Source organism: Mycobacterium sp. ACS1612 (genome assembly GCF_001667505.1).
In the GTDB taxonomy this organism is placed as follows: Bacteria; Actinomycetota; Actinomycetes; order Mycobacteriales; family Mycobacteriaceae; genus Mycobacterium.
In genome coordinates, this window is record NZ_LZHZ01000051.1 from 84677 (window position 1) to 101392 (window position 16716).

Annotated in this window: 14 protein-coding genes and 2 pseudogenes; 12 read left to right on the forward strand and 4 right to left on the reverse strand. The window is 65.5% G+C overall.

Annotation, left to right across the window (positions count from 1 at the left end):
* Window positions 1-49 precede the first annotated feature (49 nt).
* The 6 genes and pseudogenes from A5724_RS20390 to A5724_RS35185 all read left to right on the forward strand — a co-directional run.
* Window positions 50-1054: a LacI family DNA-binding transcriptional regulator gene (locus A5724_RS20390; protein ID WP_067806136.1), complete on the forward strand. Its 1005-nt coding sequence runs from the start codon at window positions 50-52 to the stop codon at window positions 1052-1054.
* A gap of 280 nt (window positions 1055-1334) precedes the next feature.
* A complete protein-coding gene (locus tag A5724_RS20395) occupies window positions 1335-3272 on the forward strand; it encodes a 2-oxoacid:acceptor oxidoreductase subunit alpha (protein ID WP_067806139.1) in 1938 nt (645 codons plus the stop codon).
* A complete protein-coding gene (locus A5724_RS20400) occupies window positions 3269-4378 on the forward strand; it encodes a 2-oxoacid:ferredoxin oxidoreductase subunit beta (protein ID WP_067806140.1) in 1110 nt (369 codons plus the stop codon). Before A5724_RS20395 ends, A5724_RS20400 begins: the two co-directional genes overlap by 4 nt.
* Before the next feature lie 10 nt (window positions 4379-4388).
* Window positions 4389-4979 (forward strand): molybdenum cofactor guanylyltransferase, encoded by a 591-nt coding sequence (gene mobA / locus A5724_RS20405; RefSeq protein ID WP_197518729.1) that lies wholly within the window; start codon window positions 4389-4391, stop codon window positions 4977-4979.
* A gap of 1086 nt (window positions 4980-6065) precedes the next feature.
* Window positions 6066-6290, forward strand: a pseudogene (locus A5724_RS20410) (transglycosylase family protein); the annotation flags it as partial.
* Window positions 6291-6594: 304 nt separating this feature from the next.
* A pseudogene (locus A5724_RS35185) lies at window positions 6595-6816 on the forward strand (transglycosylase family protein); the annotation flags it as partial.
* Window positions 6817-6995: 179 nt separating this feature from the next.
* Here the strand turns inward: A5724_RS35185 and A5724_RS20420 are convergent.
* On the reverse strand, window positions 6996-7958 hold the full coding sequence (locus A5724_RS20420; protein WP_067806149.1) for an alpha/beta hydrolase: 963 nt from the start codon (window positions 7956-7958) through the stop codon (window positions 6996-6998).
* A 246-nt stretch (window positions 7959-8204) separates the two neighbouring features.
* Between A5724_RS20420 and A5724_RS20425 the strand changes: the two genes are divergently transcribed.
* Both A5724_RS20425 and A5724_RS20430 read left to right on the forward strand, forming a co-directional pair.
* On the forward strand, window positions 8205-9608 hold the full coding sequence (locus tag A5724_RS20425) for an FAD-binding oxidoreductase (RefSeq protein ID WP_067806152.1): 1404 nt from the start codon (window positions 8205-8207) through the stop codon (window positions 9606-9608).
* 141 nt (window positions 9609-9749) lie between these two features.
* Window positions 9750-10217, forward strand: coding sequence for a MarR family winged helix-turn-helix transcriptional regulator (locus A5724_RS20430; RefSeq protein ID WP_197518730.1), 468 nt, complete (start codon window positions 9750-9752; stop codon window positions 10215-10217).
* A gap of 12 nt (window positions 10218-10229) precedes the next feature.
* On the opposite strand, the gene A5724_RS20435 is transcribed toward A5724_RS20430, so the two are convergent.
* Window positions 10230-11369: a GAF domain-containing sensor histidine kinase gene (locus tag A5724_RS20435; protein ID WP_067806155.1), complete on the reverse strand. Its 1140-nt coding sequence runs from the start codon at window positions 11367-11369 to the stop codon at window positions 10230-10232.
* 128 nt (window positions 11370-11497) lie between these two features.
* On the opposite strand from A5724_RS20435, the gene A5724_RS20440 reads away from it, so the two are divergent.
* Genes A5724_RS20440 through A5724_RS20455 form a run of 4 tightly spaced genes read left to right on the forward strand, consistent with a single transcriptional unit; the run spans window position 11498 to window position 14975 of the window.
* On the forward strand, window positions 11498-12103 hold the full coding sequence (locus A5724_RS20440) for an isochorismatase family protein (RefSeq protein ID WP_067806539.1): 606 nt from the start codon (window positions 11498-11500) through the stop codon (window positions 12101-12103).
* The gene (locus A5724_RS20445; RefSeq protein ID WP_067806158.1) at window positions 12100-13608 is read left to right on the forward strand and encodes a GMC family oxidoreductase; all 1509 of its coding nucleotides are present in this window, start codon (window positions 12100-12102) and stop codon (window positions 13606-13608) included. The genes A5724_RS20440 and A5724_RS20445 overlap by 4 nt, the downstream gene beginning before the upstream one ends.
* A gap of 18 nt (window positions 13609-13626) precedes the next feature.
* Window positions 13627-14526: an alpha/beta hydrolase gene (locus A5724_RS20450; protein WP_067806161.1), complete on the forward strand. Its 900-nt coding sequence runs from the start codon at window positions 13627-13629 to the stop codon at window positions 14524-14526.
* Window positions 14523-14975: a cupin domain-containing protein gene (locus A5724_RS20455; RefSeq protein WP_067806164.1), complete on the forward strand. Its 453-nt coding sequence runs from the start codon at window positions 14523-14525 to the stop codon at window positions 14973-14975. Before A5724_RS20450 ends, A5724_RS20455 begins: the two co-directional genes overlap by 4 nt.
* On the opposite strand, the gene A5724_RS20460 is transcribed toward A5724_RS20455, so the two are convergent.
* Together A5724_RS20460 and A5724_RS20465 are read right to left on the reverse strand one after the other, a co-directional pair.
* Window positions 14968-15534 (reverse strand): VOC family protein, encoded by a 567-nt coding sequence (locus A5724_RS20460; protein WP_067806166.1) that lies wholly within the window; start codon window positions 15532-15534, stop codon window positions 14968-14970. The genes A5724_RS20455 and A5724_RS20460 overlap by 8 nt on opposite strands.
* Window positions 15531-16703 carry an FAD-dependent oxidoreductase gene (locus A5724_RS20465; protein WP_067806169.1) on the reverse strand — a complete coding sequence of 391 codons (1173 nt, stop codon included), beginning with the start codon at window positions 16701-16703 and terminating at the stop codon, window positions 15531-15533. The genes A5724_RS20460 and A5724_RS20465 overlap by 4 nt, the downstream gene beginning before the upstream one ends.
* Window positions 16704-16716: the final 13 nt, after the last annotated feature.

A 16716-nucleotide genomic window follows, 5' to 3' on the forward strand; every position in this document is an offset into this window, starting at 1 on the left:
ATCCATCAAAAACCCCTCAGAATCTCCTTTTGCGAGGGAAGGAAGGGCCGTGCCGCACCGCTACAAGGTCCGCGAGATCGCCCAGCAGTCCGGGCTGAGCGAGGCCACCGTCGACCGCGTCCTCAACGAGCGGCCCGGCGTGCGGGAAAACACCAGGGCAGAGGTCATACAGGCGATCGCCGACCTGGACAAACAACGCGCGCAACTGCGGCTCGTCGGCCGGCGCTACCTGATCGACGTCGTGATGCAGACACCGCAGCGGTTCTCCGACGCCTTCCGGGCGGCGGTGGAAGCCGAACTCCCGGCGTTCGCGCCCGCCATGGTGCGGGCCCGGTTTCACCTGTGGGAGTCGGGATCGACGGCGCAGATGGTCGACGCGCTCGGCCGTCTGCGCGGCAGCCACGGCGTCGTGCTCAAGGCGCAGGACGACCCGGAAGTCGCCGAGGCCATCGACCGCCTCGTCGACGCCGGCGTTCCGGTGGTCACCTACACCACCGACGTTCCCGCCAGCTCACGCTGCGCGTACGTCGGCATCGACAATCACGGGGCTGGCGTGACCGCGGCCTATCTGATGAACCAGTGGCTCGGCGCGGCATCCTCAGACGTGCTCATCACGCTCTCCCGCACGGTGTTCCGTGGCGAGGGCGAGCGTGAAGTCGGGTTCCGTTCGGCGTTGAGGGCCTCCGGCCGCGGCATCGTCGAAGTCAGCGACAGCGACGGAATCGACGCCACCAACGAGCGGCTGGTGCTCGAAGCGCTGCAACAACACCCCGACGTCGAGGCCGTCTACTCGGTCGGCGGTGGTAACACGGCCACGGTCGCGGCCTTTGACGCCTTGGGGCGCACCTGCCGTGTCTTCATCGCCCACGACCTCGACGCCGACAACCGGCGGCTGCTGCGGGAAGGTCGGCTCTCCGCGGTGCTGCACAACGATCTGCGCGCCGACGCGCGGCTGGCGATTCGGCTGATCCTCGCCGAACGCGGCGCTTTGCCCGCCGAGCCGTCGAGGCCCGTGCCGATCCAGGTGATCACGCCGTACAACCTGCCGAGTTAGCGCTACTGATCGGTAACCAATTTCTAAGAGAATGCCGTTCTCCTAGACGTGACGGAAAACACAGAGTCCGCTTGGGTAAGCCGCCGACACATGCGCTGAGCATGGGGTTAACCGTCCGATCACACCGGCGACACCCGCGCGTCGGGTGAAGCCATGCCTAAGAGAAGTGCAATAATCGGTACTGACAGTGACAGCAAAAACTTGGTGGTAGTCCATCGGCGTCGCATCGACTCGACCGCGACTCGGAGGACTTCGCCGACCGGTACCGGAAGGCAGGCGAGTGGGGGCGAACGGAAACGGCGCCGATCCAGCGACGCGCACCAAGCTCGAGAAGGTCGTCATTCGTTTTGCCGGGGACTCCGGCGACGGCATGCAGCTCACCGGTGACCGGTTCACCTCCGAAGCGGCGCTGTTCGGCAATGACCTTGCGACGCAACCGAATTACCCCGCCGAGATCCGTGCCCCGCAGGGCACGCTGCCCGGTGTCTCGTCGTTCCAGATCCAGATTGCCGACTACGACATTCTGACCGCCGGTGACCGTCCCGACGTGCTGGTCGCGATGAACCCCGCTGCGCTGAAGGCCAACGTGTCGGATCTGCCGCGCGGCGGCCTGATCATCGCGAATTCCGATGAGTTCACCAAGCGCAACCTGGCGAAGGTCGGCTACGAGACCAACCCGCTGGAGACCGACGAGTTGTCCGATTACGTCGTGCAGCCCGTCGCAATGACCACCCTCACTCTCGGCGCTGTCGAGGCGATCGGTGCGTCCAAGAAGGACGGTCAACGCGCCAAGAACATGTTCGCGCTGGGGTTGCTGTCGTGGATGTACGGCCGCGAACTCGAGCACAGCGAGGCGTTCATCCGCGAGAAGTTCTCCCGCAAGCCCGATATCGCCGAGGCCAACGTGCTGGCGCTGAAGGCGGGCTGGAACTACGGCGAGACCACCGAGGCGTTCGCGAGTACCTACGAGGTGTCGCCCGCCAAACTGACCTCCGGCGAGTACCGCCAGATCTCCGGGAACACGGCACTGGCCTACGGCTTGATCACCGCTGGCCAGTTGGCCGACATCCAGTTGGTGCTGGGCAGCTACCCGATCACTCCGGCGTCGGACATCCTGCATGAGCTGTCCCGACACAAGAACTTCAATGTGTTGACGTTCCAGGCCGAAGACGAGATCGCAGGTATCGGCTCGGCCATCGGCGCGTCCTACGGCGGCGCGCTCGGTGTCACCACCACCTCCGGCCCCGGCATCTCACTGAAATCGGAGGCCATCGGGCTCGCCGTGATGACAGAGCTTCCGCTGATCGTCGTCGACGTGCAGCGCGGCGGGCCGTCAACCGGCCTGCCGACCAAGACCGAGCAGGCCGACCTGTTGCAGGCGATGTTCGGTCGCAACGGTGAGTCGCCGGTGGCGATCATCGCGCCCCGCTCGCCCTCGGACTGCTTCGACGTCGCGATCGAGGCCGCGCGCATCGCGGTCACCTACCACACGCCGGTGCTGATCCTTTCCGACGGTGCGATCGCGAATGGCTCTGAGCCATGGCGCATTCCGGACGTCGGCAGCTATGCGCCCATTGCGCACACCTTCGCGAAGTCGGGCGAGCCGTTCCAGCCCTACGCCCGCGACCCGGAAACCCTGGCACGCCAGTTCGCGGTGCCCGGCACACCGGGCCTGGAGCACCGCATCGGAGGTCTCGAGGCCGCCAACGGCTCGGGCAACATCTCCTACGAGCCGAAGAACCACGACCTGATGGTGCGGTTGCGGCAGGCCAAGATCGACGGCATCAAGGTGCCCGATCTCGAGGTCGACGATCCGACCGGCGACGCCGAATTGCTGATGGTGGGTTGGGGCAGCAGCTACGGCCCGATCGGCGAGGCGTGCCGTCGGGCCCGGCGCAAGGGCATCAAGGTCGCGCACGCTCAGCTGCGCAACCTCAACCCGTTCCCGGCGAATCTCGGTGAGGTGCTGCGCCGGTACCCGAAGGTCGTGCTGCCGGAAATGAACCTCGGCCAACTCGCGCTGCTGCTGCGCGGCAAGTTCCTTGTCGACGTGCAGTCGGTGACCAAGGTCGAGGGCATGGCGTTTTTGGCCGACGAGATCGAGGGCATCATCGACGCCGCGATCGATGGCACGTTGGGCGACAAGGAAATCGAGAAGGCCAAATTCGCGCGGCTGGCGACAGCCACCATAGAGACTGGCGTGGGAGCTAACGCATGACAACAGCGAGAAGCGAAGCGGATCGCGCATCGAACCAGCTAGTTGGATCGGACCTCGGCGTCACGCCGCTGTCGAAGCTCAGCGGGGTGCCCACCACCGACGAACCGCAGAAGGCCAAGGACTTCACCAGCGACCAGGAGGTCCGGTGGTGCCCCGGCTGCGGTGACTACGTCATCCTCAACACGATCCGTAACTTTCTGCCGGAACTGGGTCTGCGACGCGAGAACATCGCGTTCGTCAGCGGTATCGGCTGCTCCAGCCGGTTCCCGTATTACCTGGAGACCTACGGCTTCCACTCGATTCACGGCCGCGCGCCGACCATCGCGACCGGGCTGGCGCTGGCACGCCCTGACTTGTCGGTGTGGGTCGTCACCGGTGACGGCGACGCGCTGTCGATCGGCGGCAACCACCTGATCCACGCGCTGCGCCGCAACATCAACATCACAATCCTGTTGTTCAACAACCGGATCTATGGGCTGACGAAGGGTCAGTATTCGCCGACCTCCGAGGTCGGCAAGATCACCAAGTCCACGCCGATGGGCTCGCTGGATTATCCGTTCAACCCGGTGTCCTTGGCCCTCGGTGCGGACGCGACATTCGTTGGCCGTGCGTTGGATTCCGACCGCAAGGGCTTGTCCGAGGTGCTGCGCGCGGCGGCCGCCCCCCGCGGCGCCGCGCTGGTCGAGATCCTGCAGGACTGCCCGATCTTCAACGACGGCTCCTTTGACGCGCTGCGCAAGGAAGGCGCCGAGGAGCGGATCATCAACCTGTGCCACGGCGAGCCGATCACGTTCGGCGCCGAAGGCGCCTACTGCGTGGTGAAGTCCGGCTACGGACTCGAGGTCGCCAAGACCGCCGACGTGTCGGCCGACGAAATTGTCGTGCACAATGCCAATGTCGAGGATCCGGCGTACGCGTTCGCGCTGTCGCGGCTGTCCGAGCAGAACCTCGAGCACATGGTGATGGGCATCTTCCGTCAGGTGAGCAAGCCGACCTACGACGATGCGGCGCGCAATCAGGTCGCGTCGGCGCGCGAAGCCAAGCCGCACGACACGGCGGCGCTTCAGTCGCTGCTTCGCGGCAAGGACACCTGGACCGTCGACTAATCTCATCGACGTGACGCCCCCCGTGCCGCTTGCATCGATCATTCTGGCCGGCGGGGAATCCCGCCGGATGGGCCGCGACAAGGCCAGTCTCCCGTATCAAGGCAGCACGCTGTTGCAGCGCACGGCGTCGGTCGTGTGCACGCGCTGTTCGCCGGTGTTCGTGATGGCGGCGCCGGGGCAGGCACTGCCGCCCGTCGAGGCCCAAGTGCTGCGCGACGAGGCGCGCGGGGTCGGGCCGCTGCTCGCGACCGGGCGTGGCCTGCGGGCGGCCGCCGACGCCGGACTCGAGCTGGCCTTCGTCTGCGCGGTGGACATGCCGCACCTCGACGCGGGCCTGATCGACGAACTCGTCGGTCCTGCGGTGCGTCTCGGCGCCGATGTGGTGCTGCCCTGGGACGGCCGCGACCACTACCTCGCCGGGATCTACCGCACCTCCCTGGCCGGCCGCATTCACGAACTGGTCGCAGCGGGGGAGCGCAGCATGCGGGCGTTGGTGGATCGGGTCGACACGCAGCGGATCGTGATGCCGGAGCAGCCGTCGCTCACCAACGTCAACACCGCCGCCGATCTGGCCGCCATCATCCCGTCGCGAATTGCCTAGCAAATTCGCAAATTCTGAATTCTGAAATTGACTTATACCGGTCGAATTTCGGTGCACGCAATTCTTCCAGATTCCGCTGTAATTGGACGGCGCCCACCGGCCGATGTCATCAGCCACGTCGAGAGCGCTGGCTGCGCTGTAATCCAGTGCGCCGCAACGGCTTCACTGATGCGATGACCGCTACGAGCCGCAATTACGTCACGTTACGAATGGCTCGGCCGGACAAGGCGCCTGTCTTGCGGCGGTGTCAGAACGTCAAGGTCGACCGGGCGCGGCAATAGGCCGATCACGTGGACGCCGGTCTACGTCAATCATTCGCGGGCATCGCCCGAACACGCTGTCCGACAACGAGTTGACGTCGAATGCCGAGTTGGGGCCGGCGAGCCCGTCGCTGGCTGTTGCGCCGAAAACGCCTCACGGACAGGGGGTTTGGGGTCATTCGCGGGGCGACCATCGCGGCAACCGGTCAGCGAACACGTGGCAGAAGACGGCGCCTGTGAGGTCGCTGAGCAGCGTCTCAACTGCGGCTAAACCCGAATTCGGGTGTGCCAGCTCACAAAATGACCGTGATTCCCGTCACGGCAACGCGCCACGACCGCGGAATCCGCAGCCCCATCAAACACTTGGTTGACCTGCAAGGACCACGGCAACAGCGGCCGTGATCTTCCCGTGATCAAACCGCGACACAACCGCCACCGGATATGACTTTGCGCCTTCGGCTTTGTACGTTCCCAAGAGCTTCAAACGGAGCAAACAATTTCAAAACCAAGAACCTGCGTGTGAGTCGGGGCTGACACCAAAACTTGGGACAGCGTTTCTCGCTTCCCCCAGCCGCCGGGCCTGTTGTCCGGCGAGGCGCTTCATGCCTCCCGCTGCCGCACCTGACCGAGACGGTGCGGCCCAACTCCCTCGCCTGTGAATCAGGCATTCACGCCCGCGTCCCTGCGCGGGTGTTGATGGCGCGCGCTTGGCGAAAGGATCGAAGTGAAGAACATCCGCAAGACGTTTGGACTGGCTGCTATTGCCGGTGCGCTCGCTGTGGCACCGATCGCGCTGGGGGCCGGCACTGCCAATGCGGACAGCGGCGTCAACTGGGACGCCGTCGCGGCCTGCGAGTCCGGCGGCAACTGGGGCATCGCCACGGGTAACGGCTACTACGGCGGCCTGCAGTTCACCATGGGCACCTGGCATGCCAACGGCGGCAAGGGCTCGCCGCAACACGCCAGCCGCGAGGAGCAGATCCGCGTCGCCGAGAACGTGCTGCACTCGCAGGGCATCGGCGCCTGGCCGGTGTGCGGCAAGCGCGGCTAGTAAAGACGAGGACGAGGCGGTGTCGGGGGTTTCCGGCGCCGCCTCTTCTTTCTCAGAAGCCTCTTACACCAATTAAGTAACGATTAAAACTTTCGACACTTGAGTAACGCGTGATGTTGATCACCCGAAACACGGGATAGCCGCGTCGGAGAGCACAGCTTTTCAAGCGGGCCTTGTTTCAAACGGTCGGGGAAGGACCGCAGTGATGAACGTTCGTAACGCTTTCACCAAAGGCTTGTCGGCCACCGCCATCGCAGGAGCGCTCGGTCTGGTGCCGATGGCCGTCGCGACCAGCACCGCCAGCGCCGACAGCGTGAACTGGGACGCCATCGCCCAGTGCGAATCCGGCGGTAACTGGTCGTCGAACACCGGCAATGGTCATTACGGCGGCCTTCAGTTCAAGCCGGCAACCTGGTCCTCAAACGGCGGCGTCGGCAGTCCGGCCACGGCATCGCGTGCCGAGCAGATCCGGGTCGCGGAGAACGTTCTGCGCACCCAGGGCCTGAAGGCGTGGCCCAAGTGCGGCGCGCAGGCGGCCACCCCGGCCGTGTGGACGACGCCCAGCGCGCCGTCGGCCCCGGTCACCAAGACCGGTTGCGCCGCGATGCCCACCAGCGGCCTGCTCGGCTTCATCAACCCGCGCCAGATGTGCGCGGCACTGCTCAACCCGCTGGGTGCCTTCGGGGCCTGATCGATAGCGTCCTCTCAGTCGGGGTGTAGCCCGGATCGCAACGCCGCCAATCCGCGGTTCATCGCCTCGGCAGCCGCGGGCACGGCAGAGGCGAAGTTCAAATACCCGTGTGTCAGTGTCGGCGCGTTGTGCAGTTGCACCCAGACGCCCGCGGCGTTGAGTAAGTCGGCGTAGCGCGCACCGTCATCGCGAAGCGGGTCGTGTTCCGCTGTGGCGATGTACGCCAGCGGTAGCCGCGACAAATCCGCGGCGTTGGCGGGAGCCAGCGTGGCGGGCAACGCCCGTGGCTCGCTCGAGCCGATGCCGGGCGGCTGATACCACCGCAGGAATGTCGTCATCATGTCGACGTTCAAGATCGGGGCATCGGCCTTGTCGGTAACTGAGGGCAGCGTGAAGCCAATGGTCGTTGCCGGGTACCACAAGAGCTGAAACACCAGTCTCGGGCCGTGATTGTCCCTGGCGCACTGAGCCATCACCGCGGCGATGTTGCCACCCGCGGAGTCACCCGCAACGGCGATGCGTGTCGGGTCACCGCCGAGTTCGGCCGCGTGCTCGCCGACCCACTGCAATGCGGCCCACGCGTCGCGAAGGCCTGCGGGGAAAGGGTGTTCGGGAGCGAGCCGGTAATCCACCGAAACGACGATGGCCTCGGTCGCGTACGCATGGGTGCGCGCAATGGCATCGTAGGAGTCCAGGTCGCCGACGGCCCAACCGCCGCCGTGGTAGAAGACCACAATCGGCAAGTGAGTCTGTTGTTCGATCGGGGGCCAGTAGATCCGCACACCGACGTCGGTTGTCGCGCCGAACCCGACGGTGCGATCTTCGATCCGCATGTGCAGCAGCTCTTTTGGCGTCGGCGCGGTGAGTGCGCGCCACTGCTGACGGGCATGTCCGACACCTTTCGTCAGCGTGAAATGCTGCGCAATCTCGTCGGCGATCACCTGTACCGTCGGATCGACGCCGAGTGGCTCCGGCATAGGACCTTGTCTTCTCATGCGAGGTAAGACGCCTCGCCGGAGGCAAGTAGTCCATCATGGGCTCAACTAGTAAGCGATCAAGATAGTCAAATAACTACACTAATGTAGTAAGGATCGCGTACTAAACACACTGAAAATGCATCACAGCAATCGCCTTTGAGAGTGGATCAGTTCTGCCACGCCGCGCGTCTATACCGGTTGTGATGCCCGAGCGGGCGACCAACTGACGACTTGGAAGGTCAATCGATGAATTCATGGTGTGAGGCGTATGTGCGACTGGATGAGACGTTGGAGGGTCCGCTCTTCCTCGCGGACAGCGCAGGTTACGCCGAGGAGGTGGCGGTCTTTAATCAGTCGGTGGCGCACCACCCTTCGATGGTGGTCGGTGCGGAGTGCACCGCAGACGTGAGTAGGGCCGTGGAGTTCGCATCGCGTGAGGACATGACGATTGCCGTGCTCAACACCGGGCACGGTCCGTCGTTGTCGACCGATGCCCGGACTCTGCTCGTCACGACGAAGCGGATGAACAAGATCGACATCGACCCCGTCAACAAGACGGCGCGTGTCGAGGCGGGGGTCCGGTTCGGCGAGCTCGTGGATGCCGCGGCCGCGTATGGGCTGGCGCCGCTGGCCGGTTCGTCGCCCGGAGTCGGCGTGGTGGGTTACACCTTGAGCGGCGGAGCTAGTTCGACCATGGGGCGCAAATACGGTTGGGCATCCGACCACGTCACACTGCTCGAGGTGGTGACCGCGGACGGGTCGTTGCATCAAGTGACCCCGGAATCGGGGGCGGATCTGTTCGGCGCGCTACTCGGAGGAAAGAGCAACTTCGGCGTTGTCACCGCGATGGAGTTCGCGCTGTTCCCGGAGACGCACCTTTACGCAGGGTCCTTGTTCTTCGCCGGTGAACATCTCTCTGCGGTCTTGCGTGCCTACGTTGAGCTGACGAAGACCGCGCCCGACGAGCTCACCACCGGGTTGGCGCTGTTGAACTTTCCTCCGCTCGCTCATCTTCCGGCGTTCATGCAGGGCAAACTCGCCGTGTCGGTGCGGATCTCCTACGTGGGTGACGCCGACGAGGGCAACCGATTGATCGAACGTCTGCGTCACGCGGCGCCGGTCGAACTCGACACCGTTGCCGAGATTCCCTATACCCAGTTCGCGACCATCACCAATGACCCCACCGATCCCGGGGCCACCGTCGAACAATTCGGGCTGCTTCGCGAACTCACCGACGACACTGTCGACGCGATCGTCGAAATGATCGACCCGGACGCCAACAGGCACTTGAATATCGTCGACATCCGCCACCTGCAAGGGGCTTTCGGACGACCTTCACCGGTCCCGAACGCGGTCGGCAGGCGCGACGCCGCCTTCGCCTACTTCGGCTTGACCGTGGTTCCGCCCGGCCAACAGGTTGCCGACTTCAAGGATTGCGGACGCGAACTCGTTGAGGCGTTGCAACCGTGGGCGTACGACGGCGCCCACCCGAGTTTCCTTGGCCCGGCCGATGCCACGATATTGGGCACCCGCCGCGCCTACGCTGACGAGACGTACCAGGCGCTGCGTGCGGCCAAGGCCAAGTACGACCCGCACAACCGGTTTCGCGCCAACCACAATGTTCCGCCGGGCCACATGATCACCGGATAGCGCTAACCGTTCGAAGGTTTTTCGCGCCTCCGCGACCGATTGCCAGCACCGGGCATCAAGCTTGGAATCGGCCGTGAAACTGTGCGCCCGTGAGCACCCGCCCGATAGGGTTGCTCACCACGTGCGCGGGACAGTGGAGGCGTGGTGGCGAATCGGGCGAATTTCAGGGGCAACGACATCGGCGTGCTGGCCGGTCGGTTGCTGTTCGCCGTGCAGGACGAATTGTTCAGTCGCCTGCATGGCGCAGGGTTCGATGACATCGTGCCACGACACGGTGCGGTGCTGGCATACCTTCGGCCCGAGGGGGTTCGAGCAACGGACGTCGCCCGATTGTCGGGGCAGCTCAAGCAGGTCATCGGTGTGATCATCGATGATCTCGAGGCCCTGGGTTACGTCAGGCGTAAGCCTGATCCGGCCGACCGCCGGGCCAAACTGGTCGTGCCGACCGCCAGGGGACGCAGGCAGATGGAGGCGGCCGACTCGATCATGGCCGACATCATGAGGCGGCATGCGCGCAATTTGGGTGCCGCGGAGTTCCGCCAGTTCCTTGCCAACTTCAACACCGTCATCGACCACCAGCGGGCGGCGGCGGAGGACGCCGCGCCGTAGCGGCTCGTCGGTTCACCAGAACGGCTGCGGCGCTGCGATTGCCGGTAGTCGGCAGACGAAGTGGGTGCCCCTGCCCGGCGGACTTTCGAGTCGGCAGGTGCCGCCGACGGTGGCCACGCGGTCACGCACGCCGGTGAGGCCCGAGCCCTCGGCGTCGGCGCCGCCGATTCCGTTGTCGCGGATGGAGACGAGTAGCTGAGTCCCCTCGAGGTGCGCGTCGATCTGGATGGCGGTCGCGTGTGCGTGCTTTGCCGCGTTGGTGAGCAGTTCCGAGACGATGTAGTAAGCACAGATTTCAGTGGCGGCAGGCAACCGGTCGGTGAGGGAGACGCGGACCTCAGTGGGAATCGCGGACCGACGTCCGAGCCCCCTCAAGGCCGGTCCCAGCCCGGCTTGGGTCAGGACTGCGGGATGAATGCCGTTTGCCATCTCGCGAAGCTCTTCGGTGATCTCGGAGGCGTCGGCAGCCGCGGTCCGCAAGCTGTGGCGCACGTCGTCGAGATCGGTGCAGTAGTCGGCTGCGGCACGCAACCGCAGCGCAAGCCCGACGAGGCGCTGCTGCGCGCCGTCATGCAGATCGCGAGTGATGCGGCGCCGGGCTTCGTCTGCGGCACTGACAAGTCGGGTCCGCGACGCAATCAGTTCGGCGTGATGTTGTGCGGTGGCAATCGCCGTCGACAGCAGATCGGTGAATTGCGTCATCCGGCATTCGGTGTCGGGCGGCAACGGACCATGCGCTGCCCCGACGGCGATCATTCCCCACAATCGACCGCTGACGTTGATGGGCATGCCGACGCTGCTACGCAACCCTTCCCGGAGATAGGGTTCACCACCCGGTATGGCGCCGTAGTCGTCGACGCGGGCGGGCGCGCCGGTAGCGCGGACGGTCGCGGTGAGCCCCGACGGCGGATAGTTCTCCCATCGCCCGCCGACTTTGACGTGGGGCCCTGAAGTGCCGGCATTCGCCAGAACTGTTGCAGTACCGTCGGATTCGAATCGAATCATCCTGGCCGTGCCGGACCCGAAGCGTCGAAGCACCTCCTTGGTGACTGCATCGAACAACTTCTCGGGTGCGGCGCCATCGGCGACGAGCACCGCGATGCGCCTCAAGGAAGCCTCTGTGTCAGCCAGTTCGCTGGGTGTATCCGTCATAGGTTGTTCCTGACCCGCTGATCAGCATTGTTTCTTGACAACCCGCGCCAGCAGAAGTAGTAATGTTTACTGACTATCAGTATAACTGACCATCCGGCTGGTTCGCGGCCGGAGATGTGGAGGAGCAGATGAACCGGGTGCGGTTCGACCGGGACAACACTGCTGTGCTTCTGATCGACCACCAGGTCGGGTTGTTCACCGGCGTACGCGATATCGGCGTCGACGAACTCAAGCACAACGTGGTGGGGCTGGCCAAGGCGGCCAAGGTTCTCGAACTGCCGATCGTCGCCGTCACGACGGCAAAGGACAGCATGTGGGGACCGACGATTCCTGAACTCGCCCAGGTTCTCGGCGACGACATCCTGGACCGGTCCACGGTGAACGCCTGGGACGACGAGCGATTCGTCGACCTGGTGAAGCGAACTGGACGTGACCACTTGATCATCGCCGGCCTGTCCTTCGAAGTGTGCGCCTCGCTGCCCGCGATCCGCGCGCGCGAGAACGGATTTCATCCGGTCGTCGCGCTGGACGCGTGCGGTACCTTCTCGCGACACAAACGCGAGGCCGGGATCGCGCGGTTGATCACCTTGGGTATCGAGGTCTCCGATTACGCCACGCTGATGGTCGAGATCATGGCGGACAACGCCGATCCCAGGGCCGGCGACATCTATGCCGCGCTGGACATGCCATTCGCCACGTTGATGGGCCAGGTCGCCGCGGCGCTGACCTCGTGACGGGACATGACGTACTCATCGTCGGCGGAGGATCAGCGGGCGCGGTGCTCGCGAACCGACTGAGCGAGGACCCGACCAGGCGAGTCGTGTTGCTCGAGGCAGGCCCGGCTTACCGCACCGCGGAGTTTCCCGACGTCATCGCGAATGCCAACCGCGTCGGTGGCGATGCGGCGCACGATTGGGGGTATCACACCCGGGACCGGTTCGGCCTCGGGCATGACATCCACGCCAAACGCGGGAAGGTCATCGGCGGAAGTTCAGCGGTGAATGCCGCGGTGGCGATGCGCGCCAGGCCCTCTGATTTTGCGCGCTGGACCGCCAGCGGCATCGAAGGCTGGACGTTCGACGACGTTCTTCCGATCTTCAAGGATCTCGAGAACACCCCGACAGGTGACGACGCGTGGCACGGCCGCTCCGGACCGTTTCCGATTCGCCAGATGACACTGGATGACAACACCCCGTCGATGCAGGCATTCGTCAGCGCTGCCGAGGCCGCCGGATTGGCGCGGGTGAGCGACTTCAACGGAGCCGAGCAACACGGTGTTTCGCCCTATCCGCGAAATGTGGTGGACGGCAAGCGCATCAACACGGCCATGGCCTACCTCACCGACGATGTGCGCAGTCGCCCGAACCTGACGATCCGCGGGTACTCCGAGGTCGACCGCGTGACGTTCGCGGGTCGACGCGCGACGGGTGTGCGGTTGGTCAGCGGGGAAACGCTGACCGCGGGCCAGGTGATTCTGTCCGCCGGCGCTTTCGGTAGTCCGGCGATACTGATGCGTTCAGGCATCGGACCGTTGTCGCACCTGCGGGAGTTGGACATCCCCGTGCTGGTCGATGCGCCTGTGGGCGAGCGTCTCAGGGAGCACCCGTTCTATTACAACGTGTACGCGCTCAAGCCGGAGTTCAAGTCAATGGATCCGGTTGCGGGGGCGATCATCTGGACCCGATCAACCGAGGCAGCTCCTGGTGAGCTGGATCTGCACATCTCGGGCACACACATCTTCGACGCCGAGCAGAGCGAGACCGGGGGAGCGCTGGTGCTGGCTTGCTCTGTCACGCTGCCCAATTCGATAGGATCAGTTAGGCTCGCCAGTCGCGACCCGCGCGTCGCGCCGTTGATTCGATACAACATGTTCGAAGATCCGGGTGATCTTCGGCGGATGATGGAGGCGGTGCGCATGTCGCGGCGGATAGGCAGAACGGCGCCGCTGCGTGAGGTGATCGCCTTCGAGATGACTCCCGGCAAGCACGTGGTCGACGACGCCGCGGTCGAGCAGTCGGTCATCGCAACGGTCGACGGCTATCACCATTCGACGTCGACGGCACCGATGGGCGGCGCCGATGACGCCGGCGCCGTCGTCGACGAGTCCGGCGCCGTGCGCGGCGTGACCAACCTGCACGTCGTGGACGCGTCGATCATGCCCGACATCGTCTCGGTCGGCACGAATCTGACCACCGTCATGATCGCCGAAGCCTGCAGCAGACGCCTCGTGGGCGCCTAGCCAGGTGAGGGAGCGCTAGTGTCCGTCATCCCGATCGACGAGGCCGACATACCCGCGGCGCGCGCTCTGCGGGCCGAGTTCGCGCGCTTCTGGTCGACCGAGCAAGGTGAGTCCCGCACTGTCTACGACAAGTTCATCGCCGCCACCCCTGTCGCCACGGGCACGACCGTGCAGACCGCGACGTCTGATGATCCCGGTCCGGGGCTCTGGGTGCGGCCTGACGGCGCATCCACGGACGCGGCCATCATGTTCGTCCACGGCGGCGGATACGGATTGGGCAGCGTGTCGGCGTATGCGGGCCTGGTCAGCCAGGTCGCCGTCCGCGCCCACGTCCCGGTGTTCGCGCTCGAGTATCCGCTGGCTCCCGAGGCTTCGTTACCAGCGGCGCTCGATCTCGCCATGGTCACGCTGGGCCGCCTGGTCGACAGCCACGACGCGGTCGCCGTGGTCGGCGACTCTGCAGGCGGCGGACTGTCGCTTGCGACTGCGGCCCGTGCGGCCACCGAAGGCCTCAATGTAGCTGCTGTGGTGGCGTTTTCGCCGTGGACTGATCTCAGCCTCAGCGGTGCCAGTGTGCAAGAACACGCGATCGGGGATCCGCTGCTCGATCCGGCCTACCTGCGCGCGTCGGCGGCGTCTTATCTAGGATCAGCAGCGCCGGAAGATCCGCGAGCTTCACCACTGTTCGGAACCACATCGTCTCTGCCGCCTCTACTGATACAGGTGGGCACAGACGAGATTCTGCTCGACGATTCGCGCCGATTCGCGGACGCGGTGGCGAAGTCCGGGGGCACGGTGGAACTCGAAGTGTGGCAAGGAATGCATCACGTCTTCCAACTCAACGTTGTGCAACTGACAAGCGCACGGCGAGCCCTCGACCGGGCCGCCGAATTCATCATCACGAGTTTGAGGGCATGACCGAAGGGAGTCTTGTGAATCTGTCCAGACGCATCGCATCGGTGACGCTTGCGCTGTCGGCCGTCGTCGTCTCGGCCGCGACCGTTCACGCCGCGCCGCCTGCGGGCGTGCACGCGGTCGTGCTGTCGAAGCAGACCGTCGACGGCAAGGACTACATCGTCACCGAGATCACCATTGCGCCGAACGCCAGCACCGGGTGGCACACGCACCGTGGGGAGGTGTACGGCGTGATCAAGTCGGGCACCTTGACGCACTACGGGGCGGACTGCCGCCAGGACGGCGTCTATCCCCCCGGCGCCGCGATCACCGACCCCACCGGGCCGGACCACGTCCACATTGCTCGCAACGAAGGCCCCACACCGTTGGTTCTCGACGTCACCTACGTCGATCCGGCGGGTGCACCCACCTCGGACAGCGCGCCGATACCGCCGGGGTGCGACGTCAGCTGACCTCGAATTCGTTGCCCTGCGGGTCGACTCGCACGCCCGGATCCGCCAGGACGCTCCACCGCCAACGATTCGGTGCCACTCGATCGTCGGCGACGCGGACGAACTTCCAGATCAGGTTCTCCCAGCCGGCTGAGCCGTAGAGCCAACGTGGGGTGCCGTCGAGACCGTTGCGGATCTGCGCGCCGACCCGCGACGCCCACCACGATGCAAGCAACTCGGGGTGATCGCTGTCCGTGCACACCGCGAACGCACGGGCGGGTGGCTGCTCGTCGAGACCGGCATCAAAGAACGCGCAGAACTCGTTGCCCTCGACATCGGCGAGCGTCACCCGCTCCGGACGGTACTCGGCCAGCACCGTCGCACCGAGATCGGTGAGCAGTTCGATCGAGCGCGTGTATATATCAAGGTGCACACGGTTTTTCACGACCTTGGGACGCGTCTGCGGCCGGAACGACAACAGCGCCCGCTGCGCAGGCTGGCCCAGGGCGGCTGCCCAGAAGGCCTCGAGGACGCGCGGGTCGACCGCGTCCACGATCAACGGCCCCAATGTGGCGTTCACCTCGACGCCGTTTCGCGCTCACCGGGCAGCAGGAATGCCGACCGCGCCGCCACCGTCGCCAGGTGTCGGCTCATCACCACTTCGGGCACCAGCTTTGTCGCGCGGCCGACGAATCCGCTGAGCAGTGCTGGCCGCAGATTGACGATCTGCCCGATCAGCCTCGATTCCCGCACGATGGCGCGCACCCGCTTGCGACGAAACGCCACGAACCGCGAGAACGCCGCCGCGAGGTCGTCGGCACCGTCGACGAACCGGGCCAGCACCGCCGCGTCTTCCAATCCCTGGCATCCGCCCTGCCCCAGGTGCGGACGCATCGGGTGCGCGGCATCGCCGACGATCACCACCGGGCCCCTGGACCACTGCCGGGCAGGGTCGCGGTCGTAGAGGTCGTTGCGCAGCACCGAAGCCGAATCGGTCGTCGCCAGCACCTCCGGAATGGGATCGGCCCACCACCCGAATCGGGCCCTGAGATAGTCGAGTTCGCCTTGCGGGCAGGTGCCGCCTTCCGGCGCCCGCTCGGTGGCGAACCAGTAGGTGCGATCGGCGCCGAGAGGGACGAGACCGAACTCGACACCGGGCCCCAGCACTTCACCGGCGACCTCGGGGTCGATCACACACTGGGCCACACCCCGCCACGCCGTGTATCCGACATAGCGGTCGGAAAGCGCGCCGTTGAGATGGCGTGCCACCACGGAACGGGTGCCGTCCGCCCCGACCACTGCCGTCGCATCCACGGCGGACCCGTCGGTCAGCCTGACCCGCACACCGTCGGCAGTGGCCACGAGGTCCTGCGCGGACCGCCCGGTGTGCACGGTGCCCTCGGCCAGCGCGTCGGCGAGCACGGCGGTCAACGCGGAACGGCGGATCAAGACCAACGGTTCGCCCAGCGCCTTGACCAGACGTTCGTTGCCGGGATGACGCAACCAGGTGCCGTCGCGCCAGCGCAGCGCGCCCGCGGTCACCCGGCCACCCGCCTCCCGGACCGCGTCGCCGAGGCCGATTTCGTCAAGTGCCGCAAGCGCATTGGGCCAGATGCTGATGCCGGCGCCGGAGGAGGTGTCGATGCGTTCCTCGACGACGCTGACCTGCCGGCCGCTTCGCTGCAACGCCACCGCCGTCGCCAGTCCGGTAATGCCCGCCCCGATGATCAGGATGTGCTGCTGCGCCATCCCATCAACGTAA

Bases quoted from the DNA above. Each gene is read 5' to 3' on its own strand.
- A5724_RS20420 (WP_067806149.1), bottom strand. From the start codon at position 7,958: ATGCCGGAGCCACTCGGCGTCGATCCGACGGTACAGGTGATCGCCGAC.
- A5724_RS20400 (WP_067806140.1), top strand. From the start codon at position 3,269: ATGACAACAGCGAGAAGCGAAGCGGATCGCGCATCGAACCAGCTAGTT.
- A5724_RS20425 (WP_067806152.1), top strand. From the start codon at position 8,205: ATGAATTCATGGTGTGAGGCGTATGTGCGACTGGATGAGACGTTGGAG.
- A5724_RS20455 (WP_067806164.1), top strand. From the start codon at position 14,523: ATGACCGAAGGGAGTCTTGTGAATCTGTCCAGACGCATCGCATCGGTG.
- A5724_RS20440 (WP_067806539.1), top strand. From the start codon at position 11,498: ATGAACCGGGTGCGGTTCGACCGGGACAACACTGCTGTGCTTCTGATC.
- A5724_RS20435 (WP_067806155.1), bottom strand. From the start codon at position 11,369: ATGACGGATACACCCAGCGAACTGGCTGACACAGAGGCTTCCTTGAGG.
- A5724_RS20465 (WP_067806169.1), bottom strand. From the start codon at position 16,703: ATGGCGCAGCAGCACATCCTGATCATCGGGGCGGGCATTACCGGACTG.